At 70.7% G+C, this 25,991-nt stretch carries 23 protein-coding genes; 13 read left to right on the top strand and 10 right to left on the bottom strand.

Features of this window, described 5'->3' with window-relative positions; all coding sequences use genetic code 11:
* The first annotated feature begins 105 nt into the window (after positions 1-105).
* Entirely contained in the window at positions 106-2,073 is a 1,968-nt protein-coding gene (locus VGX25_RS22100; protein ID WP_326919770.1) for an alpha-1,4-glucan--maltose-1-phosphate maltosyltransferase, read from the top strand.
* A gap of 3 nt (positions 2,074-2,076) precedes the next feature.
* Here the strand turns inward: VGX25_RS22100 and VGX25_RS22095 are convergent, their stop codons facing one another.
* A complete protein-coding gene (locus VGX25_RS22095) occupies positions 2,077-3,270 on the bottom strand; it encodes a cytochrome P450 (RefSeq protein ID WP_414635912.1) in 1,194 nt (397 codons plus the stop codon).
* Between the two features lie 66 nt (positions 3,271-3,336).
* Positions 3,337-4,530, bottom strand: a complete 1,194-nt coding sequence (locus tag VGX25_RS22090) for a cytochrome P450 (RefSeq protein WP_326919769.1) — start codon at positions 4,528-4,530, stop codon at positions 3,337-3,339.
* Between the two features lie 244 nt (positions 4,531-4,774).
* On the opposite strand from VGX25_RS22090, the gene treS reads away from it, so the two are divergent.
* The 6 genes from treS to VGX25_RS22060 are packed head-to-tail and all read left to right on the top strand — an operon-like array spanning position 4,775 to position 13,604.
* Positions 4,775-6,592: a maltose alpha-D-glucosyltransferase gene (gene treS, locus VGX25_RS22085; protein WP_326919768.1), complete on the top strand. Its 1,818-nt coding sequence runs from the start codon at positions 4,775-4,777 to the stop codon at positions 6,590-6,592.
* Between the two features lie 5 nt (positions 6,593-6,597).
* Positions 6,598-7,941 carry a maltokinase N-terminal cap-like domain-containing protein gene (locus tag VGX25_RS22080; protein ID WP_326919767.1) on the top strand — a complete coding sequence of 448 codons (1,344 nt, stop codon included), beginning with the start codon at positions 6,598-6,600 and terminating at the stop codon, positions 7,939-7,941.
* Positions 7,942-7,998: 57 nt separating this feature from the next.
* A complete protein-coding gene (locus tag VGX25_RS22075; RefSeq protein ID WP_326919766.1) occupies positions 7,999-8,427 on the top strand; it encodes a CBS domain-containing protein in 429 nt (142 codons plus the stop codon).
* 52 nt (positions 8,428-8,479) lie between these two features.
* The gene (glgB, locus tag VGX25_RS22070; protein WP_326919765.1) at positions 8,480-10,687 is read left to right on the top strand and encodes a 1,4-alpha-glucan branching protein GlgB; all 2,208 of its coding nucleotides are present in this window, start codon (positions 8,480-8,482) and stop codon (positions 10,685-10,687) included.
* A gap of 27 nt (positions 10,688-10,714) precedes the next feature.
* Positions 10,715-12,094 carry a neutral zinc metallopeptidase gene (locus VGX25_RS22065; RefSeq protein ID WP_326919764.1) on the top strand — a complete coding sequence of 460 codons (1,380 nt, stop codon included), beginning with the start codon at positions 10,715-10,717 and terminating at the stop codon, positions 12,092-12,094.
* Between the two features lie 43 nt (positions 12,095-12,137).
* The gene (locus VGX25_RS22060; protein WP_326919763.1) at positions 12,138-13,604 is read left to right on the top strand and encodes a neutral zinc metallopeptidase; all 1,467 of its coding nucleotides are present in this window, start codon (positions 12,138-12,140) and stop codon (positions 13,602-13,604) included.
* Between the two features lie 171 nt (positions 13,605-13,775).
* Here VGX25_RS22060 and VGX25_RS22055 read toward each other — a convergent pair whose 3' ends face one another.
* The 5 genes from VGX25_RS22055 to VGX25_RS22035 form a co-directional block, all read right to left on the bottom strand.
* A complete protein-coding gene (locus tag VGX25_RS22055; RefSeq protein WP_326919762.1) occupies positions 13,776-14,726 on the bottom strand; it encodes a tetratricopeptide repeat protein in 951 nt (316 codons plus the stop codon).
* Positions 14,727-14,772: 46 nt separating this feature from the next.
* Complete coding sequence (locus VGX25_RS22050; protein ID WP_326919761.1) at positions 14,773-15,192, bottom strand: hypothetical protein; 420 nt, start codon at positions 15,190-15,192, stop codon at positions 14,773-14,775.
* Between the two features lie 13 nt (positions 15,193-15,205).
* Positions 15,206-15,346, bottom strand: coding sequence for a hypothetical protein (locus VGX25_RS22045; RefSeq protein ID WP_326919760.1), 141 nt, complete (start codon positions 15,344-15,346; stop codon positions 15,206-15,208).
* A 65-nt stretch (positions 15,347-15,411) separates the two neighbouring features.
* Positions 15,412-16,305, bottom strand: coding sequence for an SCO6745 family protein (locus VGX25_RS22040; protein WP_326919759.1), 894 nt, complete (start codon positions 16,303-16,305; stop codon positions 15,412-15,414).
* On the bottom strand, positions 16,302-16,601 hold the full coding sequence (locus VGX25_RS22035; protein ID WP_326919758.1) for an MTH1187 family thiamine-binding protein: 300 nt from the start codon (positions 16,599-16,601) through the stop codon (positions 16,302-16,304). Before VGX25_RS22035 ends, VGX25_RS22040 begins: the two co-directional genes overlap by 4 nt.
* 41 nt (positions 16,602-16,642) lie before the next feature.
* On the opposite strand from VGX25_RS22035, the gene VGX25_RS22030 reads away from it, so the two are divergent.
* A complete protein-coding gene (locus VGX25_RS22030) occupies positions 16,643-17,146 on the top strand; it encodes a MarR family transcriptional regulator (protein ID WP_326919757.1) in 504 nt (167 codons plus the stop codon).
* A gap of 119 nt (positions 17,147-17,265) precedes the next feature.
* Positions 17,266-18,411 carry a hypothetical protein gene (locus VGX25_RS22025; RefSeq protein ID WP_326919756.1) on the top strand — a complete coding sequence of 382 codons (1,146 nt, stop codon included), beginning with the start codon at positions 17,266-17,268 and terminating at the stop codon, positions 18,409-18,411.
* On the opposite strand, the gene VGX25_RS22020 is transcribed toward VGX25_RS22025, so the two are convergent.
* The 3 genes from VGX25_RS22020 to VGX25_RS22010 are packed head-to-tail and all read right to left on the bottom strand — an operon-like array spanning position 18,412 to position 21,841.
* A complete protein-coding gene (locus VGX25_RS22020) occupies positions 18,412-19,458 on the bottom strand; it encodes an ABC transporter permease (protein ID WP_326919755.1) in 1,047 nt (348 codons plus the stop codon).
* Positions 19,455-20,369 carry an ABC transporter ATP-binding protein gene (locus VGX25_RS22015; RefSeq protein WP_326919754.1) on the bottom strand — a complete coding sequence of 305 codons (915 nt, stop codon included), beginning with the start codon at positions 20,367-20,369 and terminating at the stop codon, positions 19,455-19,457. Before VGX25_RS22015 ends, VGX25_RS22020 begins: the two co-directional genes overlap by 4 nt.
* A 20-nt stretch (positions 20,370-20,389) precedes the next feature.
* Positions 20,390-21,841, bottom strand: coding sequence for a glycoside hydrolase family 47 protein (locus tag VGX25_RS22010; protein ID WP_326919753.1), 1,452 nt, complete (start codon positions 21,839-21,841; stop codon positions 20,390-20,392).
* Positions 21,842-22,046: 205 nt separating this feature from the next.
* Between VGX25_RS22010 and VGX25_RS22005 the strand changes: the two genes are divergently transcribed.
* From VGX25_RS22005 to VGX25_RS21990, 4 genes are all read left to right on the top strand, one after another.
* Positions 22,047-23,030, top strand: coding sequence for a LacI family DNA-binding transcriptional regulator (locus tag VGX25_RS22005; protein WP_326919830.1), 984 nt, complete (start codon positions 22,047-22,049; stop codon positions 23,028-23,030).
* A gap of 100 nt (positions 23,031-23,130) precedes the next feature.
* Complete coding sequence (locus VGX25_RS22000) at positions 23,131-24,129, top strand: class I mannose-6-phosphate isomerase (protein WP_326919752.1); 999 nt, start codon at positions 23,131-23,133, stop codon at positions 24,127-24,129.
* Positions 24,122-24,889 carry an ATP-binding cassette domain-containing protein gene (locus tag VGX25_RS21995; protein ID WP_326919751.1) on the top strand — a complete coding sequence of 256 codons (768 nt, stop codon included), beginning with the start codon at positions 24,122-24,124 and terminating at the stop codon, positions 24,887-24,889. The genes VGX25_RS22000 and VGX25_RS21995 overlap by 8 nt, the downstream gene beginning before the upstream one ends.
* Positions 24,886-25,980, top strand: coding sequence for an ABC transporter permease (locus VGX25_RS21990; protein WP_414635910.1), 1,095 nt, complete (start codon positions 24,886-24,888; stop codon positions 25,978-25,980). Before VGX25_RS21995 ends, VGX25_RS21990 begins: the two co-directional genes overlap by 4 nt.
* Positions 25,981-25,991 lie beyond the last annotated feature (11 nt).

Genomic DNA, 25,991 nt, shown 5'->3' with positions numbered 1-25,991 from the left:
GGCCCCGACCCACCCACCTGGATCGTGCAAGGGAGCTCGTCATGTAGGCGTAAGACCGGCCGGGCAGACTTGACGGTGGGATCACGAGACGGGAGGTCCGAGCCGGTGAGCGGGCGCCTTGGCATCGACGACGTCGCACCTGTGGTCAGCTGTGGTCGCTACCCCGCCAAGGCCGTGGTGGGCGAGCACGTTCCGGTGTACGCGGCGGTGTGGCGGGAGGGGCACGACGCGGTGGCCGCCACGGTGTCCTGGCGCGGGCCGGGCGACAAGGCCGACCGGCACACCCGGATGGTTCCGCACGGCATCGGGCTGGACCAGTGGGTCGCCACGATCGTGCCGGACGCCGAGGGCCGGTGGACGTTCCGGGTGGACGCCTGGGCCGACCCGTGGACCACCTGGCGGCACACCGTCGAGGTCAAGGTCGGCGCGGCGCAGGGCCCCGACGAGCTGGCCAACGACCTGGAGACCGGCGCCCGGCTGCTGGAGCGGGCCGCCGACGCCGGTCACGGCGACCGCGTCCTGCTGCGGTCGGCCGCGGCGGCGCTGCGCGACACGACCCGGCCGCTGCCCGCGCGGATCGCCGACGCGCTCGGCGAGCCGGTGCACAAGATCATGCACGGCACGCCGATCCGCGAGCTGGTCACCAAGGGCAAGAAGTACGAGATCTGGGTGGACCGGCCGCGCGCGCTGTTCGGCTCCTGGTACGAGCTGTTCCCGCGCTCCACCGGCGGTGTCGACGAGTCCGGCAAGCCGGTGCACGGCACGTTCACCACCGCGGCCAAGGACCTGGACCGGGTCGCGCGGATGGGCTTCGACGTGGTGTACCTGCCGCCGATCCACCCGATCGGCCGGGTCAACCGCAAGGGGCCGAACAACAGCGTGATCTCCGTGCCCGAGGACGTCGGCTCGCCGTGGGCCATCGGGTCGGCCGAGGGCGGGCACGACGCGATCCACCCCGACCTTGGCACGCTGGCCGACTTCAAGGCGTTCGTGGCGCGGGCGCAGGAGCTGGGCATGGAGGTGGCGCTGGACTTCGCGCTGCAGTGCGCGCCGGACCACCCGTGGGTCACCGAGCATCCGGAGTGGTTCACCACCCGCCCGGACGGCACGATCGCCTACGCGGAGAACCCGCCCAAGAAGTACCAGGACATCTACCCGCTCAACTTCGACAACGACCCGAAGGGCCTCTACGCGGAGTGCCTGCGGATCGTGCTGCACTGGGTGGCGCAGGGCGTGCGGATCTTCCGGGTGGACAACCCGCACACCAAGCCGCCGGACTTCTGGCACTGGCTGATCGGCAAGGTCAAGGCGCAGGAGCCGGACGTGCTGTTCCTGTCCGAGGCGTTCACCCGGCCGGCCCGGCTGTACGGCTTGGCCCGCCTGGGTTTCACCCAGTCCTACACCTACTTCACCTGGCGCACCTTCAAGCACGAGCTGATCGAGTTCGGGGTGGACCTGGTGGCGCACTGCCACGAGGCGCGGCCCAACCTGTTCGTCAACACCCCGGACATCCTGCACGTCTCGCTGCAGACCGGCGGGCCGGCGATGTTCGCGCTGCGCGCCGCGCTGGCCGCCACGATGTCGCCGACCTGGGGCGTCTACTCCGGCTACGAGCTGTACGAGTGGGAGCCGGTCCGGGAGGGCAGCGAGGAGTACCTCAACTCGGAGAAGTACGAGCTGCGGCCCCGCGACTACGCCACCGCGCTGGCCGACGGCCGGTCCCTCGAGCCGTGGATCACCCGGCTCAACGCCATCCGCCGCGCCCACCCCGCCCTGCAGCAGCTGCGCACCCTGCACTTCCACGACGTCAGCAACGACGCCCTGATCGCCTACTCCAAGACCGACCCGGGCAGCGGCGACAAGGTGATCACGGTGATCAACCTCGACTCCTACCACGCCCAGGAGGGCACCCTCTGGCTCGACCTCCCGGCGCTGGGGCTCGACTGGACCGACCGGTTCGCCGTGCGCGACGAGGTGTCCGGGGAGACCTGGGAGTGGGGGCAGGCCAACTACGTCAAGCTCGAGCCCTGGAACCGGGTGGCCCACATCGTGAGCATCGAGGGCCGGCGCTGAGCCTCACCACCCGACCGGCAGCACCCGCGGACCGCGGATGAGCATCCCGGTCTTCCACTCGACCTCGCCGGCCAGGTGCAACCCCGGCAGCCGGGCCAGCAGCACCCACAGCGACTCCTGCAGCTCCACCCTGGCCAGCTGCGCGCCGAGGCAGTGGTGCGCGCCGTGGCCGAACCCCAGGTGCGAGTTGTCCCTCCGGGCGAGCCGCACCTCGTCGGGCGCGTCGAACCGGGCGGCGTCGCGGTTGGCCGCGGCGAGCGCCACCAGCACCGGCTCGCCGGCCCGCACCAGGGTGTCGCCGACCGCGACGTCCTCGGTGGCGTAGCGGACGAAGCTGCCGGCCGTGCCGAGCGGCAGGAAGCGCAGCAGCTCCTCGATCGCGCTCGGGACCAGCTCCGGGTCGTCGCGCAGCCGGGCCCACCGGTGCGGCTCGGTGAGCAGCGTGTAGACGATGCTGGACAGCTGCGTCTCGGTGGTCTCCAGGCCGGACATGAGCAGCATCAGGCACAGGTCGATCAGCTCCCGCTCGGAGAGCCGGCCGTGCTCGTCGCGGGCCTCGATGAGCGCCGTCATCAGGTCGTCGGCCGGCTCGGCCCGGCGGATCTCGATCATCCCGTGCAGGTAGTCGCGCAGCTCCTCGCGGGCGGTCAGCACCTCATCGAGGGTCACCCGGGTGCCGGCCATCATGGTGTCGCTCCACACCTGGAACTGCGGCCGGTCGGAGGCGGGCACGCCGAGCATCTCGCAGATCACCGAACCCGGGATCGGGCGCGTGTAGTGCTCGACGAGGTCGGCCGGCGCGCCGGCCGCGACCAGCTCGTCGGCCAACCCTTCGGCCAGCTCGCGCACCCGCGGCCGCAGCCGGGCGACGCGGTGCATGGTGAACGCCTTGGCCACCAGCGTGCGCAGCCGGGTGTGCTCCGGCGGGTCCAAGGTGAACATCTGGCCGGGCTCCTCGCGGGCCTCGGTCAGCCGCGGCCCGTCCCGCTCGGTCGCCATGGCCCGGCTGAACCGCGGGTCGCTGAGCACCAGCCGGGCGTCGGCGTACCGCGTGACCAGCCAGACCGGTTCACCGTAGGGAAGCCGGACCCGGATCATCCCGGCCGCGCGGGCCACCGCGTACGCGTCGTCCACGTCGAGCCCGGCCGGATCGTCGAACGGGTAGGCGACGGGCTCGCTGTCCTTCAAGGTGGTCACCCAGGTATGGTGCCCGCGATCCGTGTCCCCGTAAGGAAATTGCGCACGCGGGGAGAACCCTGGGGCTCACCACCCTACCGGCATCATCCGGGGCGCGCGCATGATCATTCCAGTCTTCCACTCGATCTCCCCGGCCACGTGCAGCCCGGGCAGCCGGGCGAGCAGCACCCGCAGGGCCTCCTGCAGCTCCACCCTGGCCAGCTGCGCGCCGAGGCAGTGGTGCGCACCGTGCCCGAAACCGACGTGCTGGTTCTCCCCGCGGTCGAACCGCAGCTCGTCGGGCGCGTCGAACTGCTCGCCGTCGCGGTTCGCCGAGCTGACCGCGGCGAGCACCGGCTCACCCGCGCGCACCAGGACTCCCCCGACCTCGACGTCCTCCGTGGCGTAGCGGGCGAAGGCCGACCCGACACCGAGCGGCACGAAGCGCATCAGCTCCTCGACGGCGGCCGGGATCAGGTCCGGGTCCTTCTGCAGCTCGGCCCACTTGTCCGGGTTGCGGAGCAGGACGTAGACGAAGTTGGGGAGCTGGGACGCGGTGGTCTCGTGCCCGGCGACCAGCAGCCCCCAGCACAGGTCGACCAGCTCCAGCTCGGAGAGCCGGTCGTGCTCGTCCCTGGCCTCGATCAGCGCGGTCATCAGGTCGTCGGCCGGCTCGGCGCGGCGGATCGCGATCAGCCCCGCCATGTAGGCGCGGGTCTCCTCCCGGGTGGCCTCGAACTCCTCGGCGGTCAGCCGGGTGGTCGACAGCATGGCGTCGCTCCACACCCGGAACTTGGGCCGGTCGGTCGTCGGCACGCCGAGCAGCTCGCAGATCACCGCCACCGGGAGAGGCAGCGCGAACCGCTCCACCAGATCGGCGGGCGGGCCGAGCGACACCATCTCGTCGAGGGAGGTCTCGGCCAGCTCGCGCACCCGCGGGCGCAGCCGTTCGATGCGGCGCATGGTGAACGCCTTGGCCACCAGCTTGCGCAGCCGGGTGTGCTCGGGCGGGTCCATGGCCAGGATTCCCATCGACACCCGCCCCGGGGACGTCCGCGGCTCGTCGCGCCGGATCGCCTCGGCGCGGCTGAACCGCCGGTCGCCTAGCACCTGCCGCACGTCGGCGTAGCGGGTGGCGAGCCAGGCCGGTTCGCCGTACGGCAGCCGGACCCGGATCAGGCCGGCGTCGGCCCTTGCCGCGGCGTAGGCCTCGTGCAGCTCGAGACCGGCGGCGTCGTTGAAGGGATAGGAGACGGGTTCAACGTGTATTGACGTGCTCACAATTCGTGTATATCGGGTCGGCTAGCCCTACGTAAGCCCCTATCGACGCCTCGCGCCCGCCACAGAAGCTCAACATCCGGCGGCAAGGACACCCGGGTCGCCTACCGCGTGACCTAAGTGGACTCTCGGCGGATCGGGGTGATCACGATGTCGCCCCGGTCCAGCCACGTTGTCCTGCGAAACCGGCCCGACGTGATAACCATGGAGTAGACCAACGACGGCCGCGTAGGAAATGGGTCCAACCATGACCGAACCCCTGGATGAACCACGCCCCGACGCGGCACTCGGGCTCCACGGCGTGCCGCACACCGGGGAGGCGGTCACCGCCGACGGCCACCTGGTCGAACCACAGGCAGGGGATTTCGCGCATGCCCGCTCCGCGCCCGCCGAGCCGCAGTGGTACAAAACCGCCGTCTTCTACGAGGTGCTGGTCCGCGCGTTCAACGACTCGGACAACGACGGCACCGGTGACCTGCGCGGCCTTGCCGACAAGCTGGACTACCTGGAGTGGCTCGGCATCGACTGCCTGTGGCTGCCGCCGTTCTACGCCTCCCCGCTGCGCGACGGCGGCTACGACATCAGCGACTTCCGGGCCGTGCTGCCCGAGTTCGGCGACGTCGACGACTTCGTCTACCTGCTCGACCAGGCGCACCGCCGGGGCATCCGGGTGATCACCGACCTGGTGCTCAACCACACCTCCGAGGCGCACCCGTGGTTCCAGGAGTCGCGCAACCACCCGGACGGCCCGTACGGCGACTTCTACGTCTGGGCCGACACCGACACCGGCTACCCCAAGGCGCGGATCATCTTCGTCGACACCGAGACGTCGAACTGGACCTACGACCCGGTGCGCGGCCAGTTCTACTGGCACCGGTTCTTCTCCCACCAGCCCGACCTCAACTACGCCAACCCCGAAGTCCAGGAAGCGATGCTGGACGTCATCCGGTTCTGGCTGGACCTCGGCATCGACGGCTACCGGTTGGACGCGGTGCCGTACCTGTTCGAGGAGGAGGGCACCAACTGCGAGAACCTCCCGCGCACGCACGAGTTCCTCAAGCGGTGCCGCAAGGTGGTCGACGACGAGTACCCGGGCCGGGTGCTGCTGGCCGAGGCCAACCAGTGGCCGGCCGACGTGGTGGAGTACTTCGGCGATCCCGCGGTCGGCGGTGACGAATGCCACATGGCCTTCCACTTTCCGTTGATGCCGCGCATCTTCATGGCGGTGCGCCGCGAATCCCGGTTCCCGATCTCGGAGATCCTGGCCCAGACGCCGCCGATCCCGTCCGGCTGCCAGTGGGGCATCTTCCTGCGCAACCACGACGAGCTGACCCTGGAGATGGTCACCGACGACGAGCGCGACTACATGTGGGCCGAGTACGCCAAGGATCCCCGGATGAAGGCGAACATCGGCATCCGGCGCCGGCTGGCCCCGCTGCTGGACAACGACCGCAACCAGCAGGAGCTGTTCACCGCGCTGCTGCTGTCCCTGCCCGGCTCGCCGGTGCTCTACTACGGCGACGAGATCGGGATGGGCGACAACATCTGGCTCGGCGACCGCGACGGCGTGCGCACCCCGATGCAGTGGACCCCGGACCGCAACGCCGGCTTCTCCCGCTGCGACCCCGGCCGGCTGTACCTGCCGGTGATCATGGACCCGATCTACGGCTACCAGGGCGTCAACGTCGAGGCACAGTCCAACAGCACGTCCTCGCTGCTGCACTGGACGAGGCGGATGCTGCAGGTTCGCCGCCAGCACACGGCGTTCGGGCTCGGCGACTTCATCGAGCTCGGCTCGTCCAACCCCAGCGTGCTGGCCTACCTGCGCCGCTGGGTCGACCCGAGCGGCGAGGAGGACCTGGTGGTGTGCGTGAACAACCTCTCCCGCTTCCCGCAGCCGGTGGAGCTCGACCTGTCCGACCACGCGGGGTGCACCCCGGTCGAGTTGACCGGCGGCGTACCGTTCCCACCCATCGGTGAGCTGTCCTACTTGCTGACCCTCCCTGGCCACGGCTTCTACTGGTTCCAGATCACCTCGCAGGGGGAGGAAGGCGAGACACCGTGACGTGCATGCAACCGACCACGCTGGTGGGCGACCTGACCGAGCCGATCCGGCAGTGGCTGCCGGGTCAGCGGTGGTTCGCGGCCAAGCGCAAGGGCGCCGCGGTCGTCGAGGTACGGCACGCGGCCACGATCATCGACGGCGACCCGGGCCTGGTGCAGGCGCTGGTGAGCGTGGACGGCGAGGCCTACCACCTGCTTCTCGGGGTCCGCTCGGAGCTGGTCGACCACATCGGGCACGCGGTCATCGGGCAGGTGCACGGCGTGCACGTGTACGACGCGCCGCACGACGCCGAGCTGATGGGGCAGCTGCTCGAGCTGCTCGCCGGCAACGCCGACCGCGGCGGGCTGCGGTTCCGGCACGAGCCGTGGACGACGCTGGAGCGCGGGCTGCGGGCCCGGCCGATCGGGGCCGAGCAGAGCAACACCTCGGTGATCTACGGCCAGAACTACATCCTGAAGCTGTTCCGCCGCCCCTCGCCCGGACCCAACCGGGACGTCGAGCTGCACCGGGCGCTGCACGACGCCGGGAGCACCCACATCGCCGAGCCGCTCGGCACCATCGAGGGCGAGGGCACGACGTTCGGCTTCCTGCAGCAGTTCCTGCCGGACGCCGTCGAGGGCTGGGCCACCGCGACCGCCAGCGTGCGCGACCTGCTGGCCGAGGCCGATCTGCACGCCGACGAGGTGGGCGGCGACTTCGCCGGCGAGGCCAACCGGCTCGGGGTCGCCGTGGCCGAGGTGCACGCCGACCTGGCCGCGACGCTGGGCACGGAGATCGTCCAGCCGGAGGACATCGGCAACCGGGTGGAGGCCATGCACGGCCGGCTGGACGCGGTGCTGGCCGAGGTGCCCGAGCTGCGCGAGCACGAGGGCCTGCTGCGCGCGGCGTTCGACGCCGTCCGCGGGCTCGACACGCCGGTCGAGGTCCAGCACGTGCACGGCGACCTGCATCTCGGGCAGGTGCTGCGCAGCACGGCCGGCTGGGTGCTGATCGACTTCGAGGGCGAGCCGGACGCCGACGTCGAGCACCGGCGGGCACTGCGCTCGCCGCTGCGGGACATCGCCGGGATGCTGCGCTCGTTCGAGTACGCGGCGTTCCACCTGCTCGCCGGCGGCGAGGACGACCGGCAGCTGCTGGCCAGGGCCGCCGAGTGGGCCGACCGCAACCAGGCGGCGTTCTGCGAGGGGTACGCCAAGGTGGCCTTCGACCCGCGCAGCCAGCCGCTGCTCCTGCGGGCGCTCGAGCTGGACAAGGCCGTCTACGAGGTGGCCCTCGAGCACCACTACCGGCCGGACTGGCTGGCCATCCCGCTGGCGACTTTCCGAAGGCGCCCGAGCTGGCTAACCTGATCGACATCGGGGATTTACTCGGAGTAGCTGCGACTCGGACAGGATCGGGGTGTCCAGATGCGGATCTCGGATGTGCTGCGCGGCAAGGGCGACGCCGTGGCCACGGTCGACCCGGCGACCACGGTCGGCGGGCTGATCGGTGAGCTGGCCCGGCACAACGTGGGCGCCATGGTCGTGGTGGACAACGACGCCGTGGTCGGCATCGTGTCCGAGCGCGACATCGTCCGCCGGCTCAACGAGCGCGGCGCCGAGCTGCTCAACGACCCGGTGTCGCAGATCATGACCACCTCGGTGGTGACCTGCACGCCCGCCGACAGCGTGGACAGCCTGGCCGCGACCATGACCGAGCGCCGGATCCGGCACATGCCGGTGATCGTGGACGGCCGCCTCGCCGGCATCGTCAGCATCGGCGACGTGGTCAAGAGCCGCATCACCGAGCTGGAGAGCGACCGAGAGCAGCTCGCCTCGTACATCTCCGGCAGCTGACCAGGCGCGGTGGCGTTCGGCGAGGCTCGGGCTCTGCGGCGAGAATGAACCAGTGGAAAAGCAGAAGCTACAGAGGCTACGACCGGTACTGCCCCCGTCCGCGGACCTCGAGCGCCTGCTGGCCGGCGCGCACCACGACCCGCACTCCCTGCTGGGCGTGCATTCCGACCATGCCGGCACCACGGTGGCCCGCGCGCTGCGGCCGGGCGCCAGGAGCGTCACGCTGATCGCCGGGGAGAACCGGTTCCCGCTCGACGAGCTGGCCGACGGGCTGTTCGCCGGGCAGCTGCCCGAGCCGCCCAACGAGTACCTGCTCGAGGTCGACTACGGCCACGGCGCGGTCGTCGTGGACGACCCGTACCGGTGGCTGCCCACGCTCGGCGAGATCGACCTGCACCTGATCGGCGAGGGCCGGCACGAGCGGCTGTGGGAGGCACTCGGCGCGCACGTGCGGTCGTACGAGACCGTGAGCGGCGTGGTGACCGGCACCTCGTTCGCCGTCTGGGCGCCCAACGCGCTCGGCGTCCGGGTGGCCGGCGACTTCGACGGCTGGGACGGCCGGGCCAACCCGATGCGCTCACTCGGCTCGTCCGGGGTGTGGGAGCTGTTCATCCCCGGCCTGCCGCCCGGCACCCGGTACAAGTTCCGCATCCACGGACCGGACGGCCGCTGGCACGAGAAGGCCGACCCGCTGGCGTTCGCCACCGAGGTCCCGCCGGCCACCGCGTCCGTAGTGTCCATTTCGGACTACACGTGGGGGGACGACGCCTGGCTGGCCAAGCGCAGGGCGACCGACTGGACCGCGGCGCCGATGAGCGTCTACGAGGTGCACCTCGGCTCGTGGCGGCCGGGCCTCGGCTACCGGGAGCTGGCCGATCAGCTGGCCGACTACCTCGACGACAACGGGTTCACCCACGTCGAGCTGCTGCCCGTGGCCGAGCACCCGTTCGGCGGCTCATGGGGCTACCAGGTCACCTCCTACTACGCGCCGACCGCCCGGTTCGGCCCGCCGGACGAGTTCCGCTACTTCGTCGACACGCTGCACCAGCGCGGCATCGGCGTGCTCATGGACTGGGTGCCGGCGCACTTCCCGCGCGACATCTGGGCGCTGGCCCGGTTCGACGGAACCCCGCTCTACGAGCACTCCGACCCGCACCGCGGCGAGCACCCCGACTGGGGCACGCTGGTGTTCGACTTCGGGCGCAACGAGGTGCGCAACTTCCTGGTGGCCAACGCGCTGTACTGGATCGACCAGTTCCACGTCGACGGGCTGCGGGTGGACGCCGTCGCCTCGATGCTGTACCTGGACTACTCCCGCAAGCCGGGCCAGTGGACGCCGAATGTCCACGGTGGACGGGAGAACCTGGACGCGGTGCGGTTCCTGCAGGAGCTCAACGCGACCGTCTACAAGCACCACCCGGGCGTCATCATGGTGGCCGAGGAGTCCACGGCCTGGCCGGGCGTGTCCCGGCCGACGCACGTGGGCGGGCTCGGCTTCGGCTTCAAGTGGAACATGGGCTGGATGCACGACACCCTGCGCTACGTCGGCCACGACCCGGTGCACCGCTCGTACCACCACAACGAGCTGACGTTCTCCCTGATGTACGCCTGGAGCGAGAACTACGTGCTGCCGCTGTCGCACGACGAGGTGGTGCACGGCAAGGGCTCGCTGTGGACCCGGATGCCCGGCGACGACTGGAACAAGGCCGCAGGGCTGCGTGCCCTGCTGACCTACATGTGGGCCCATCCCGGAAAGCAGCTGCTGTTCATGGGCGGGGAGTTCGGCCAGATCGGCGAGTGGTCCGAGAGCCGCTCGCTGGAGTGGGAGCTGCTCGGCGACCCGCGGCACGCCGGCATCCGCGCGCTGGTCGCCGACCTCAACGCCGCCTACCGCGCGCATCCCGCGCTGTACGCCGCCGACACCCGCCCGGAGGGCTTCTCCTGGATCGACGCCAACGACTCGGCCGGCAACGTGGTCAGCTTCCTGCGCCTGGCCCCGGACCGGCCGGAGGCCGTGCTTGCCTGCGTGGCCAACTTCGCCGGCATGCCGCACCACAACTACCGGGTGGGGCTGCCACGGGCCGGCCGCTGGCTGGAGATTCTCAACACCGACGCGCAGGCCTACGGCGGCTCCGGCGTCGGCAACATGGGCGCGATCGAGGCGCAGGACCGGCCATGGCACGGGCGTCCGGCGTCGGCGCTGCTGCAACTGCCGCCGCAGGGCGTGATCTGGCTGGTTCCGGACGAATCACCGATGTAGGCCATGGGATCGGGGCACACTGAAGGGGTGCACACCGTCCGGGTCGCCGTGCTCCTCGTGGTCGCCGCCGTCGCGCTCGCCTGCACCAGCAACGTGCCCGGCAGCCCGGTCGCCGGGGGATCGGTCACCAAGACCGATCCGAACACGCCCGGGGTGGATCCCTCGTTCGTGAAGAACACCGACGGCGGCGAGATCGATGTGCTGGCCGCCACGGTCGTCACGGATCTGCTGACGTTCTGGCGGGAGAGCTTTCCGGCCACGTTCGACAAGCCGTGGAAGGACCTCGCCGGTGGGTTCTACTCGGTGGACACCGCCGACGAGACCAGCCCGGCGCCGCCGTGCGTGCGGATCTCGTCGGACGTGGAGGGCAACGCGTTCTACTGCCCCACCGAGGACGTGATCGCCTGGGACCGGTCGGCGCTGCTGCCGGTGCTCAAGGACCGGTTCGGCGAGGCCGCGGTCATGCTCGTGCTGTCCCACGAGATGGGCCACGCGGTGCAGCGGCGGGCCGGGCTCACCGTCGCCGAGCAGCGCCGCAACCCGGACAAGTACCCGACGATCCTGATCGAGGCGCAGGCCGACTGCTACGCCGGCGCGTTCGTGCGCTGGGTGGCCGACGGCAAGGGGGCGCATCTGCAGGCCGGCATGGACCGGCTGGACTCCGCGCTGCAGTCGCTGACCACGTTCCGCGATCCGATCGGCACCGAGCAGACCGACAAGGGCGCGCACGGCGACGCGTTCGACCGGGTGTCGGCGTTCCTGGACGGCTACGACAAGGGCGCCCCGCTGTGCGCCGCGATGAGCGTGGACAACCGGACGTTCACGCTGCGCGGCTTCCTGTCCGCCGACGATCAGGAGCGCGGCGGCAACCTGCCGTTCGACCAGCTGCTTGAGTCGATGACCGACGACCTGAACACCTACTTCGGTGCGGTCGTCGCCGAGCGCGGCAAGCAGTGGGCCAAGCCGGCGCTGCGTCCCATCGAGGACAACCCGAAGTGCGCCGGCGACCAGGGGCCGATCGCGTTCTGCCCGGGCGGCGGGGAGATCGACATCGCCACCCGGGGCACGCTGCCCGAGCTGCACGCCGACATCGGCGACTACGCCACCGGCACGATCCTGGCCAGCCGGTTCGGCATGGCGGCCATATCCATCCTCGGCAAGCCGCTCGACGGCGCCGACGCCCAGCGCCAGGTGCTGTGCCTGGCCGGCTCCTACACCGGCACCCTGATCAGCCGCCAGACCGGCTTCGCGCTGTCCCCCGGCGACCTCGACGAGGCCATCGCCGTCCTGCTCCGCTACGACTACGCCGGCCGCGACAACGCCGGCCGCGCCCTGCCCACCGGCTTCGAACGGGTGTCGGTGTTCCGGGCCGGCACCCTGCAGGGCGCCAAGGCCTGCAACCTGTAGATGTCCCCACGCCGGCCGTCCCCGGCAAGTAAGGTGCCGAACTGTGCAGATAGTCAGGGGGCGCCTGGTACGCGCGGGGATCGGGCTGGCCGCGGCCGTGCTCATGATCGCACAGCTCGGTGGCTGCGCCGGCACGCCGGTCGCCGGCAAGGCCCGCGCGGTCGGGGAGATCGACACGAAGACCGTCGGGGGCAAACCGCTCACCGACGGCCCGAGCGGACCGCGCGAAGGGGTCCCCGACGCCCAGCTCGAGGTCGAGAACGGCGACGGGAGCGAGATGGACCGCCTCGCCATCAACGCCGTGTCCGACCTCTACGACTACTGGGGCGAGCGGCTGCCGGCCGACTTCGACGAGCAGTTCGAGCCCCTCAAACGGCTGGTGTCCTACGACTCGGACGGCACGCCCATCCGGGTCTGCGGCGAGAGCACCGCGGGCCTGGTCAACGCGTTCTACTGCGGCCGCGACGACAGCATCTCCTGGGACCGCGGCGTCCTGCTTCCCTTCCTGGACAAGCAGTTCGGCCCGATGGCGGTGGTCACCGTGCTGGCCCACGAGATGGGCCACGCCATCCAGTTCCGGCTGCTGGAGAAGAGCAACATCAGCCAAAGCACTCCGACCATCGTCAAGGAGCAGCAGGCGGACTGCTACGCCGGCAACTTCTTCGCCCACGTCGCCGAGGGCAAGTCCAAGCACTTCCAGATCAACACCGGCGAAGGCCTGAACAAGGTCCTCGCCACGATGTTCTTCATCCGCGACCCGGCCGGCCTGTCCGCCAACACCCGCGGCGCCCACGGCCTCGCCTTCGACCGCGTCTTCGCCTTCCAGGAGGGCTACACCAAAGGCCCGAAACGCTGCGCCCAGATGGACCCCAAGGAGATCAACGACCGCATCGCCGAGAAAGAACGCTCCGAGGACGACGAGAAGACCCAGGGCGAAGCCGACATCACCGACCCTCGCGTCCTCGAGCTCTTCAAGCAGAGCCTCGACGAGGCCTTCAAGGACAACGGCGCCACCCCACCCGAGCTCAACAACGACGGCGCCCGATGCGACAGCGGCGACGCCACCTCCCCCGTCGCCTTCTGCCCGGACGAGAACGTCGTCGCCATGGATCTCCCCAAGCTCAAGGAGATCGCCACCCCACCCAAGCGCACCGCCCCACCCGGCGCCGATAGCACCGGCATCGGCGACTTCGCCGCCTTCGCCGAAGTCGCCTCCCGCTACGCCCTGGCGATCCAGAAGTCCATCGGCGCCCCCCTCGAAGGCGAAGACGTCGGCCTCCGCACCGCCTGCCTCACCGGCGCCTGGGCCGGCTTCGTCGACAAACCCGGCCCCGCCCTCCGCCTCGCCGTCGGCGACCTCGACGAAGCCGTCGCCGAGCTGTTGCAGGACAACAGCCTCATCGCAGCCGACGTCAAAGGCACCGCAACCAAGGTCGGCTTCGCCCGGGTGGAGGCGTTCCGGGTCGGCTACTTCGAAGGCTCCGGCCGCTGCACCGAGATCGGCAACTGAGCAGCACCCATCGGAACTGCGGCCGCCCACTCAACTCGACCACCACCCAAAGCCCGGCGCCCCACCCCGCAGCCGCCGCCCCTGGGACCGCCACCCGCCAACGGCACCCAGCCGCCCAGCCAAAGCATCACGCCCCCACCCTGGGGCCCCACCCCGGCCCCGGCGCCGCCCTCAGAACAGCGCGCTCGCCAGCTCCCGCCTGGCCTTGGCCACCCGCGGGTCCTCCGGGGAGAACAGCTCGAACAGCCCGACCAGGTGCGTGCGGGCCCGGTCCCGGTCCTCGCCCGAGGTCCGCCGTACGGCGCCCAGCAGCCGGGCGAAGGCCTGCTCGACGCGCTGCTCGGCCAGCTCGATGTCGGCGGCGGCGAGTTGCGCATCGAGATCGTCGGGCGAGGTGTCGGCGCGCACGACGACCGACGGATCGGTGGCCGATGCGCGGGCCACGAAGCGGACCAGGGCGAGGGCGCTCTTGGCCTGCTCGTTGTTGGGTTCGGTGGCGAGGATCTGCTCGTAGGCGGCTTCGGCCTTGGTGAAGTCGCCGTCCTTGAAGGCCTTCTCGGCGGCGGTGAACCGCGGGTCCTCGGGCGGGGGCTCGGACATGGCGCCGTTCTCGGCAGCGCGGATGCCGGGCAGCCGGTCGCGCAGCGCGTCGAGCAGGCCGTCGAGCCACTGCCGGATCTGCGGCTCCGGCCGGGCCCCGGCGAACGCCTCGACCGGTTGGCCGCCGGCGATGGCCACCACCATCGGGATGGACTGGACCCCGAACAGCTGCGCGATCCTGGGGTTGGCGTCGACGTCGATCCGCGCCAGCACCCAGGCCCCGCCCCCGGCGTTGGCCAGCTTCTCGAGGACGGGCGAGAGCTGCTTGCATGGTCCACACCACTCCGCCCAGAGGTCGACGACCACGGGGACCTGCAGCGATCGCTCGATCACCTCGGCCTGGAAGGTGGCCTCGGTGACGTCGACGACATAGTTGCCGGGCTGCACGGCGCCCTGCCCGGAAGCCGATCGACTCGCCTGGGCGCCGGCGGCCTCGGCCCTGGCTTTGAGCGCGGACAGATCGACCGCTCCGGACAGGGCAGCGGACAGTGCCGCGGTTTGACGTGGATCAGGCCGTGTCACATATCCATCCTGACACGCCAGTCCGAGCGGCACGCAGCGACCTTCTTCAGAACTGACCCCGGATCCCCAGCCCGATGTAGAAGTCGCCGGAGAAGCCCTGCGCGCTGGCCTCACCGTTGAGCTTGATCGTGAAGATGCCGTCCATGCTGATCAGCGGCCGGCGCAGCAGGTGCTCGATGAGCTGGGTGTCGGCCGACATCTGCCCGCTGCCGCCGTCTGCCAGGCTGTAGCTGATCCCGGCCTGCAGCGACTGCTCGAGGAACGTCGTGCTGCGCAGCCGCCAGTTGCTTTGCACAACCTGGGTGGCGACGCCGATCTGGAACTCGTCCCAGTTCGACGGGAACTGGACCTGGGCCTCGTCGAACAGGCGCAGCTCCCCGAGCTGCTCGAACGTCCACCCGGCACCGATCCCGGTCAGGGTGAGGGTCATCTCCTCGTCGTTGAACGTCACGCGGGGTGGTGTCATCGCCGTGCCTCCCCTACGCCACGTTCACGTCGTCGGCGCCGAACTCGATGCCCTCGAGCGGCAGGTCGACGCGCTCGCTGATCTCTCCGCCGAACTCGATCATGCTGCCGGCGAGCCAGTCGTCGCCGGACTCGGTCTCGGATGTCGCTTCCATGCCGATCACCGTGGCCGACCGTGGCCGATCTCGGCCATCGACGGCCGTGTGGCAGATCGGGCAGCTCAGCCTGCCCTCTCGGCCATCAGCCCGGACAGCTCGGCCACGGGCGACAGGCCAAGCGGGTTGACGGCCATGGCCTCGTTGCGCTCGGCGATGCGCAGGGCGATCGGGGTGAGCAGCTCGGCGACCCGCTCGGTCGCCTCCCGGCCGATGGCCAGCCACGGGACGGCGGCCCCGGCGTCGGTCCGCTCCTCGACCCAGGCGCGCAGCGCCGCGCCCTCGGCGGTCGGCTCGCCGCCTTCGGTCAGCAGTCCCCGGTCGACCAGCCGGGCCTGCGCCCGCTCCCACTCCCGCGCCGACCAGCCGCGGGCGACCTGCAGGTAGCCGGCGTCCAGCCCGCGGTCGGCGCCGAACATCACCAGCGTCTCGCACGGGTCGAGGCCGGCGGCGACCAGCGCCGCCACGTGCCCGTCGCCGCGGGACTCGCGCAGCCGGGTGGTGGCGTGCCACAGCGCCAGGTGCGGCTCGGCCGGCCACTCCAGCGCGGCGTTGGCGGCGGCCAGCGGGCGGCCGGCGATCGGCGCGTGCTCCGCGGCGGTGCGCAGCAGGGCCGCCGCCTCGGCCAGCTGTTCGCCCTCGAGCACCTCGGGCGGCAGCATCCGGCGCAGCGCACCGTCCACTCCGGACAGTCGGGTGCGCAGGAAGTCCTCCGGCGAGGCGATCTCCCAGGCGTCGGGGATCGCCCTTGCCACCCGGTCCGGGTGGAAGTTGTAGAACACCGCGGTGATCAGCTCCGGGGATGCCGCCCCGAGCGGGGCGGCCCGCATGCCGAAGTAGCCCATCCACCCGCCCTTGCAGCCGAGCGCGTCGGTGGCCGCCCGCGACTCCGGGGTGAAGTAGGTGACGTCGTGGTAGGTCTCGAACCTGATCCACATCGCCCGCGGGTCGATCGTCATGTCGCGAGGTGCTCCTCGACCCGGTCCACCTTGGCCTTCAGCTGCCCGCGGTAGCCGGGGCGGATGTCCGCCTTGAGCACCAGGCTGACCCGCGGGGCATGCGCGGCGACCGCGTCGACGGCGCGCTTCACCACCGCCATGAGCTCATCCCAGTCCTCGCCCTCCACCGTGGTGAACATCGCCGAGGTCTCGTTGGGCAGACCGGACTCGCGGACCACCCGGACGGCGTCCGCGACCGCCTTGCCGACGCTGTCGGACTCGCCGCCGAGCGGGCTGACACTGAACGCGATGAGCATGGACGCACCCTTCCGGATACCCACTGGTAGCTTCAAGCCCCATGAGATCTCGACCGCTGCCGTTCGACCCGATCGTCCGCGCGGCCGAGCTGTGGGCGGAGCGGATCGGCCCGTCCGGCACGATGGCCGCCGTGACCAGCATCATGCGGGTGCAGCAGATCCTGCAGTCCGCGGTGGACGGTGCGCTGCGGCCGTACGGGCTGACCTTCGCCCGCTACGAGGCGCTCGTGCTGCTCACCTTCGCCAAGCGGGGCAGCCTGCCGATGCGGGTGATGGGCGAGCGCCTGCAACTGCACCCGACCAGCGTCACCAACATCGTGGATCGCCTGGAGGCCGACGGCCTGGTCAAGCGCATCCCGCACCCGACGGACCGGCGCACCACGCTGGCCGAGATCACCGAGTCCGGCCGGGAGCGCCGGGCGCAGGCCACCGAGGCGGTCACCGCGGTCGACTTCGGCCTGCGCGGCCTGACCGAGCGGGAGACCGAGCAGCTCACCGCGCTGCTTGCCAAGGTGCGCAAGGCAACCGGGGACTTCATCGGCTGACAGTCACGTTCGGCCAACCGGATGATGACCGTTGACCCGCAGTTATCGGCAGCGCACTCTAGGTGAGAAAGTCCCTGGAGGCAGCCTTGGGTAGCAACCAAGCGGGCCGGGATCGCTCGGTGGATATCGACGAGGAACGGACACGCTCGCTGCTGCACCAAGCGGTGTTCCTCATCGGTTTCGTCGCCCTGCTGGTCATCCTCGCCGTACTCACCATCACTATTCGAGCAACCGCCGCGTTCGGCGTCGCCATGCTCGTCGCAATGGCGGCAATGGTGAGCGGCGGTCTGCTCGGCTTTCTGTTCGGAATTCCCAGGAGCCTGCAGGCCAACCGGGATCCCGCGGATACGGACTCGGAGCCGGTGAGCCCGAACACGAATCTGGAGCAGATCTCCGACTGGTTGACCAAAATCCTGGTCGGCGTCGGTCTCGTCCAACTCGGCACCATCGGTTCCGCGGTGGGCAAATTGATCGGCAATGTGTCCACCGCGTTCGAACCCGCCCCCGAGGCCAAGGTCATCGCGGGCTCGCTGCTCGTGCTGCCGAGCGTGGGCGGGTTCATGATCGGCTATATCGGCACCCGGACCTGGTTGTTCAAGCTGTTCACCGTGTTCGCTCCGGGGTTCACCTCGTTCGTCCGGCACGAGGTGCGGCGCGCGGTGGAACCGGTCAGGGCGGAAGTGCAGCAGGTCCAGCAGGACCAGGAGACCCTGCGCGAGCTGTTCGCCGTGCTCGACGACCAGCTCGATCCACGGGCACCCGAGCCCGAGCACGCGTCGTTGAAAGAGCTGCTGGACAATGCCGACTCGGCGCAGCGTGACCAAGCCTTCCAGACCGCCAAACGAGCACGGCGGTCGGCGTTGACCGATCAGCCCACCATCCGCAGAACCATTCCGGTATTCCAGGCGTTGGTCGAGGTGGCTCCCGACCGGTACGTGTACCAGGCCGAGCTCGCCGCCGCGCTCGCCGACATCGGGGATTACTCCGCGGCACTCGCCGCATCGGACAAGGCGGTCGAGCTGCGCGGCGCGCCGACCCGCTACGACTGGTTCGAGTTCACCCGGGCAAGGGCGCGTGCCGGTCTGATCGACGCCGGCGCCACGCCGGACGAAGAAACGGCGAAGTCGCTGCGCGAGGACCTCGCCGTCGCGTGGCACAAGCCAAGTTTCCGCGCCTACGTGAAACGAATCCTCGACGCCCACGAGGAAAACAATCCCGAATACCAGGAGCTTGCCCGTCTGCGCGCGTATCTCCCGAGCGACTAGCTACTTGTCGTCCCACTGGAACACCCTGGCCGCGATCACACCGAGCACCAGCGTGAAGCCGACCAGGACCAGGCAGGGCACCAGCAGCGCGCCGGCCGCCTTGCCGCGCACCAGGAAGTCCATGATCCCGTCGTTCATGTGCCGCAGCGGGAACACCTTCGACACGTTCTGCAGCCACGCGGGCGCCGCGTCGATCGGGAAGAACGTGCCGGAAAGGAACGCCATCGGCAGCACCACGATGTTGGCCGCCGCGGTGGCCGCCTCCTCGGTCTTGGCGAACGCGCCGACCAGCATGCCGATCGCGAAGAACGCCAGGATGCCCAGCAGGAACACCGGGATCGCCAGCCACCAGGTGCCGGTCAGCTTCAGCCCGAAGAGGGGGAGCAGGCCGATCCCGATGAAGATCAGGGCCTGCAGGATGGCCACCCCGATCGTCACCACGATCCGGGCGCTGAGCACCGACCCGACGGCCACCGGCGCCAGCCGGATCCGCCGCAGCACCTGCTTGCGGCGCCAGCTCACCAGGGTCAGCGCCGCGCCGAACACCGCGGTGACGGCGACGCCCCAGGACATGATCCCCGGCGTGATGAACTGGATCGGCTCGAGCGAGGAGTCCTCCACCTGCGCGGCCTGCACGTCGAAGCGCGGCGGCTGCCCGGTCGCGGCCTGGTTGATGCGGCCGACGACACCCTCCACGATCCCGCGCACGGTGCCCGCCGCGGTCTGGTCGCTCGCCGCGAACCGCAGGGTGATCGTGTTGCCCTGCTCGGCGACCATCGCGGGCAGGTCACCGTCGCGCACCTTCCGCACGGCCGTGTCCAGGTCGGCGAGGCGCTCCAGCTCGACCGCGCCGGTCTGCTCGAGCGTGGTGAGCACCACGCCGTCGCCGACCGCGGCGATCTTGATCGGCTCGCTGCCGGCGTCCCGGAAGATCAGCCCGAACACCACGAGGAACATCAACGGGAACAGAAACGTGAAGAACAGCGTGACCTTGTCCCGGTAGAACCCCTTGAGCATGGCCACCGACAGGCTCTTGAACGCGGTCATGCCCGGTACTCCCGTCCGGTCAGCTGCAGGAAGACGTCCTCGAGGGTGGCGGTGCGCACCTGCAGGCCGTCCAGGCTGCCCAGCTCGGCCAGCGCGGACAGCACCTTGCCCGGCTCGCGGGTGGAGATCGTCAGCGACACCTCGTCGGTGACCACCTCGTCCGCGCCGGGCAGCTCCCTGGCGGTGTCCGGCGGCAGCGCGCCCCGCTCCAGCAGCACCCTCGTCGGCGCCTCCAGCCCGCGCACCAGCGTGGCCGGCGCGTCCAGCGCGAGGATCCGGCCGTGATCCATGATCGCCACCCGGTCGCAGAGAATCTCCGCTTCGTCCAGGTAGTGCGTGGTGTACACGATCGTCTTGCCGCGCTGTTGAATGGCCCGCAACACGTCCCACAGGTTCCGCCGGGCCTGCGGATCCAGCGCCGCCGTCGGCTCGTCGAGGAACACCACGTCCGGGTCGTGCACCAGCGCGCAGGCGATCGACAGCCGCTGCCGCTGCCCGCCGGACAGCCGGTCCTCCCGTGTGTCCGCCTTGTCGGCCAGCCCGACCAGCTCGAGCATCTCGTGCGCGGTCGCCGCGCCGACCCCGTACAGCGAGCCGAACGTCTCCAACTGCTCGCGCGCGGTCAGCTTCTCGAAGAACGACGACGCCTGCAGCTGCACCCCGATCCTGGGCAGCAGCGAAAGCTTGCGCGGCCACGGCGACTCGCCGAGCAACCGCACCGATCCCGAGTCCGGCTCGCGCAACCCCTCGACGATCTCCAGGATCGTCGTCTTCCCCGCCCCGTTCGGCCCGAGGATCCCGAAGAACTCCCCTTCGGACACGGCGAACGACACGCCGTCGACGGCCCGGACATCCCCGTACGACTTACGCACGTCCTCGGCCACGACGGCCGCTCCCCCTGAGTAGCTCACCGGCGCAACCTAGCAGCAGTTCACCGTCGAGCGCCCCGGAACATGTTGCCCTCGGTGGACAGATAGTTGTCGGCGTAGTCGAAGCGGCGGGCGTTGCCGAAGATGAGCCAGTAGTACTTGAGCTGCTCGGACCACCAGTAGCCGGGGCAGAAGTCGCCCTGGGTCTTGGGGGTGGTGGTGACGTCGGTGAGGATGGTGTAGCCGAAGCGGGCCCGCGAGGTGAGCTTCATCTGCCGGTAGTGGGTCAGGGCGCGGTGGCGGAACAGCTCGTCGCGGGTGGCCAGCCACAGCGCGAACGCGGAGTCGGCGAACTCGGGGCGGAGCTGGTTGCCGCGGCTGGTGGCGGCCAGCGTCGTGTAGTCGATGCCCTCGGGGAGCACGCCGTACCGGTTCTGCACGGCGTTCCACGAGTCGTGGTAGGCGCGGCCGCGGCGCAGGTCGCCGGACTCGCCCAGCAGGCCGGCGTAGAACGACGCCAGCTCGCTCTGGCCGCGGTTGACCACCCGGCCGTTGAACGCGTCGACCTGGGCGAACCACAGGCGGCCGTCGACGATCTCGGCCTGCCGCCGCACGATCGCCGCGGTCAGCAGGTCGTACCAGGACTTGAGCTCGGCGTCGCCGAACAGCTTCCAGCCGTCGAACAGGTACTCGTAGAACGAGTCGGCCGGCGGCCCGATGGTCGCCGTGCGGTTGAGGAACGCCCCGGTCTCGGCGTGGATGGCGAACGGGAGCAGGTCCAGCCGGGTCCGGCGCTCGACGGTGACCTGGAACGCGCGCTTGGCGGCGTCGTAGTAGCGGCGGTCGCCGGTCAGCCGGGAGAGGAACCCGAACTCGGTGATGTAGGTGCCGGTCTCGGCCAGGTTGGTCTCCGGGTTGCTGACCGCGCCGGTGCGCAGGTTGACGAAGCGGTACGGGATGCCGGTCGGCGACTTGGTGAACGCCACGAGCAGGCGGTCGCCGAGGTCGACCGCGAGGTCGAGCAGGCGCCGCTCGCCGACGCAGTGGAAGGCCGACAGCAGCCCGCCGAGCATCCTGATGTTGGTCTCGAACACCTGGAACGGCGCGTCGACGTCGAACGACAGGTTGTTGCGGACCCAGGCCAGGCCCTGCTCCAGCTCGGCGTCGAGCTCCATCAGCCACAGCGTGTCGAGCGCCTCCACGATGGTCAGGCCCATCGGGCGGCCCGGCACGAAGAACTCCTCGAAGCCGCCGGACACCGGCTTGATCTGGTCGTGGCCGAACGCCCTTGCCACGTAGTTGCGCCAGGCGAACCGGGTCTCGTTGCGCACATCGGCGGCCACGGCGGCCCAGTCGACCGGCGCGGTGACCTCGGCAAGCGGCGCCGGCGCCGGCGCGCCGGCGCCGTCCGGCGGAGGCGCGGGCGGTGACGGTGGGACGGCCAGCGCGGCCGGGGCGGCCATGGTGGTCAACCCGGTGGCGCCGAGGAATCCGAGCATGCTTCTTCTGGTCATGGACATGGCGAGCTCCACTGATCGCGTCCTGACAACCTTGTCGGTGGTGATTGTCCGCCCGACCCACCCTGGTGCGGCCGATCCACGCGGTCAACCCCTGCCCGGAGAACCTGTCCGGTTGACAATCGGCGGGCCCGGGCGTTGGATCGCCTGCATCATGACAACGTTGTCCAACCGGGCGGGCGGCCGGGTGCGCCGGGCGACCATGAGCGACGTCGCCCGGCTGGCGGGGGTCAGCATCAAGACCGTATCGCGGGTCGTCAACGACGAGCCGGGCGTGCACGTCGACACGGCCGAACGCGTCCTTGCCGCGATCGAACGGCTGGGCTTCCGGCGCAACGTGGGCGCGCTCAACCTCCGCCGCGGCTCCTCGACCGGCACGATCGGCCTGGTCCTCGAGGACGTGGCCAACCCGTTCTACTCCGGGCTGACCCGCGCGGTGGAGGAGGTGGCTCGAGGCTACGGCCGGCAGGTGCTCACCGGCTCGTCCGACGAGGACGCCGGGCGGGAGCGGGAGCTGGCGCTGGAGTTCTGCGCCCGGCGGGTGGACGGCCTGATCGTCGTCCCGGCCGGGCTGCGGCACGGCTACCTGATGCCGGAGATCGCCTCGGGCACCCCGGTGGTGTTCGTCGACCGCCCGCCGGGCGACGTGCTGGCCGACACCGTGCTGGTGGACAACATCGAGGGCGCGTCCGCGGCCGTGGTCCACCTCGCCGCGCACGGCCACCGCCGGGTGGCCTTCCTCGGCGACGCGCCGGACATCTTCACCGCGACCGAGCGGCTGCGCGGGTTCCGGGAGGGCTGCGCGAAGGCCGGTATCCCGTACGAGGAGCGGTTCGTGGCCATGGGGCCGCACACCGAGGCCAGCGTGGCGGCGACGCTGCGGCGCATCCTCGGCGGACGCCACCCGGCCACCGCGCTGCTGACCGGCAACAACCGAATCACCGTGCACGTGCTGCGCGCCATCGCGGGGATCAGGCGCCGGCCGGCGCTGGTCGGCTTCGACGACTTCGAGCTGGCCGACCTGCTCGACCCGCCGGTCAGCGTGGTCGCGCTGGACCCCGGCACGCTCGGCAAGTCCGCGGCCGAGCTGCTGTTCGCCCGCCTCGACGGGGACACCACACCACCACGCCGAATCGTGCTGCCGGTGCGCCTCGTGCCGCGCGGTTCGGGAGAGGTAGGCCCATGAGCGGATCTTGCGGAGCGAGTCGTTCGACGCTGCCCCGTCGCCGTGGGACGAGCGAACTTTCGGCTGGGTTCTGCCGGCTACCGAGCTTGCGAGGTGATGGATGAAAGCGATACGGCTGCCGGCCAACCAGCCACCCCGGTTCTACCGCGGCGGCGCGGCGATCGCGGCGCTGCGCGGCACCGAGCCCGTCGAGTACGGGCCGGAGGACTGGGTCGCGTCGTGCACCACGCTGTACGGCGAGACCGTCGCCGGGCTGTCCGCGCTGCCGGACGGGCGCTGGCTGCGCGACGCGGTCCGCGCCGATCCGGAGCACTGGCTGGGCCCTGGGCGCGGCGCGGATCCGGCGCTGCTGGTGAAGCTGCTGGACGCCGGTCAGCGGCTGCCGGTGCACTGCCATCCCTCGGACGGCTTCGCCAAGGCGCATCTGGACTCCCGCTACGGCAAGACCGAGGCGTGGATCGTGGTGGGCACCACCGGACCGAGCCCCACCGTCCACATCGGATTCCGAGAGGACCGGGACGAGGGCACCGTGGCCGACTGGGTCGCCGCGCAGGACACCGGCGCGCTGCTCGGCGCGCTGAACGAGGTCGCGGTCCGGCCCGGGGACGCGGTGTTCGTGCCGGCCGGGGTGCCGCACGCGATCGGGGCCGGCGTGTTCATCGTGGAGCTTCAGCAGCCGACCGACCTGTCGATCATGTTGGAGTGGAAGGGTTTCCTGGACAGCGAGGCGGCCGGCCATCTCGGGCTCGGCTACCCTGCCGCGCTCGGCTGCGTCGACCGGTCGGGCTATGCCGGGCGGCTCGACGAGCTGGTGCGCCGGCCGGACGGCGGCGAGGTCGTCGACCTGTTCGGCCCGGCCGCCGAGGGTTTCTTCCGGGCGCAGCGGCTCGCCATCCGCTCGGCGGAGGTGGAGCTCGAGCCCGGCTACGCGGTGCTGGTCGTCCTGTCCGGCGCCGGCCAACTGACCACGGGGGACGGTGAGATGCTGGCGCTGGCCAAGGGAGACACCGTGGTCGTGCCGTACGCCGCCGGATCGACGACGATCGGCGGCGAGCTGGTCGCGATCCGCTGCGCGCCGCCGGGGGTCGCCGGTGGCTGACGACGTCGTGCTCGAGGCCGTGAACATCGTCAAGCACTACGGCTCGGTCGAGGCGCTGCGCGGCGCCTCGTTCTCCGCCACGGCCGGCGAGGTGGTCGCTCTGATCGGGGACAACGGCGCCGGGAAGTCCACTTTGGTCAAATGCATGGTGGGCGCCGAGCAGCCGACGTCCGGCCTGATCCGGTTCGAGGGCCGAGACGTGCACTTCGACTCCCCGACCGAGGCGCGGACCGTCGGCATCGAGACGGTGTACCAGGATCTGGCCGTCGCGCCGGAGCTGGACCCGGCGGCGAACCTGTTCCTCGGCCGGGAGCTGCGCCGGCCGGGGATCCTCGGCATGCTCGGGATGCTCGACAAGGCCCGGATGCGCCAGCGCGCGGTCAAGGAGTTCGACCGGCTCGGCATCACGCTGCAGAGCATGGACGTTCCGATCGGCTCGCTGTCCGGCGGGCAGCGGCAGAGCGTCGCCGTGGCCAGGTCGGTGGTGTGGGCCAGCAAGGTCGTGTTCATGGACGAGCCGACCGCGGCGCTTGGCGTGGTGCAGCGCGAGCGGGTGCTCGACGTGATCCGCCGGGTGCGCGACGAGGGCATCGCCGTCGTGCTGATCAGCCACAACATGCCGGAGGTGCTCGCGGTGTCCGACCGGGTCGAGGTGCTGCGGCTGGGCCGCCGGGTGGCCCGGTTCCGGGCGGCCGACGCGACCCTGGAGGACCTGGTTGGCGCCATGACCGGCGCCCTGACCCACGAGGATGCGGCATGAGCGGGCCGGCGGTGTCTGGACCGACGAGCAGCGCAGGGAGCGAGGACCCAGCGACCGAGCAGCGCAGGAGGGAAGACACCGCGCATAGGCCCGCTCACGCGCGCGGAGCGCGCAAGATATACACAGCCAACACGTTCTGGATCGCGCTGGTGCTGCTGGCCCTGATCGTGATCTTCGGTGCGCTCGCGCCGGACTCGTTCCTCACCGTGTTCAACTTCCAGCGACTGGCCATCGAGACCGCGGTGCTGCTGGTGCTGTCCGTCGGCATGACCTTCGTGATCATTACCGGCGGCATCGACCTGTCCGTCGGCTCCGTGCTGATCTTCTCCGGCATGGTGTCGGCGAAGGTGATGAACTCGTTGTCCCCCAACGACAGCGCCATCAACGCCGGCTGGGGTGTGATCACCGTGGGGCTGCTCGTGGCGCTGGCGTCCGGCGTGCTCTGGGGGTTCGTCAACGGCTGGCTGACCGCCAGGGCGAAGATCCCGCCGCTGATCGTCACGCTCGGCTCGCTCGGCGCCGCGCTCGGGGCGGCCAGCCTGATCAACGACGGCTCGGACATCCGCAGCGTGCCGAACGCGCTGAAGCGGGCGCTGGGCTCGGGCACGTCGTTCGGCGGGATCCCGAACCTGGTGATCGTCGCCGCGGTGATCACGATCGTCGCCGCCTGGCTGCTGCACACCACCCGGTTCGGCCGCTACACGTTCGCGGTCGGCTCCAACGCCGAGGCCGCGCGCCGGGCCGGCATCAACGTGACCGCGCACCTGGTCAAGGTGTACCTGCTGACCGGCTTCCTGGCCGGCGCCGCGGGGTTCATGTCGCTGGCGTACTACAGCACCACCGGGATCGCCGCGCACACCACGGACAACCTCAACGCGATCGCCGCCGTGGTGATGGGCGGCACCAGCCTGTTCGGCGGGATCGGCACCATGCTCGGCACGGTGATCGGGGTGTTCATCCCGGCCGTGCTCAAGAAGGGCTTCAACATCGTCGACGTCCAGGACTACTGGCAGATGATCGCGGTCGGCGCGGTTCTGGTCGCCGCCGTGTGGTTCGACCAGCAGCGGCGCCGGGCCCGGAGTCAGTTGTAAATGCGAAAGTC

Origin of the sequence: Actinophytocola sp. (genome assembly GCF_035942955.1) — a bacterium.
Lineage (GTDB): Bacteria > Actinomycetota > Actinomycetes > Mycobacteriales > Pseudonocardiaceae > DASYTH01.
Note: the sequence above shows the minus strand (reverse complement) of the source record. Positions and strands in the feature narration are given on the sequence as shown.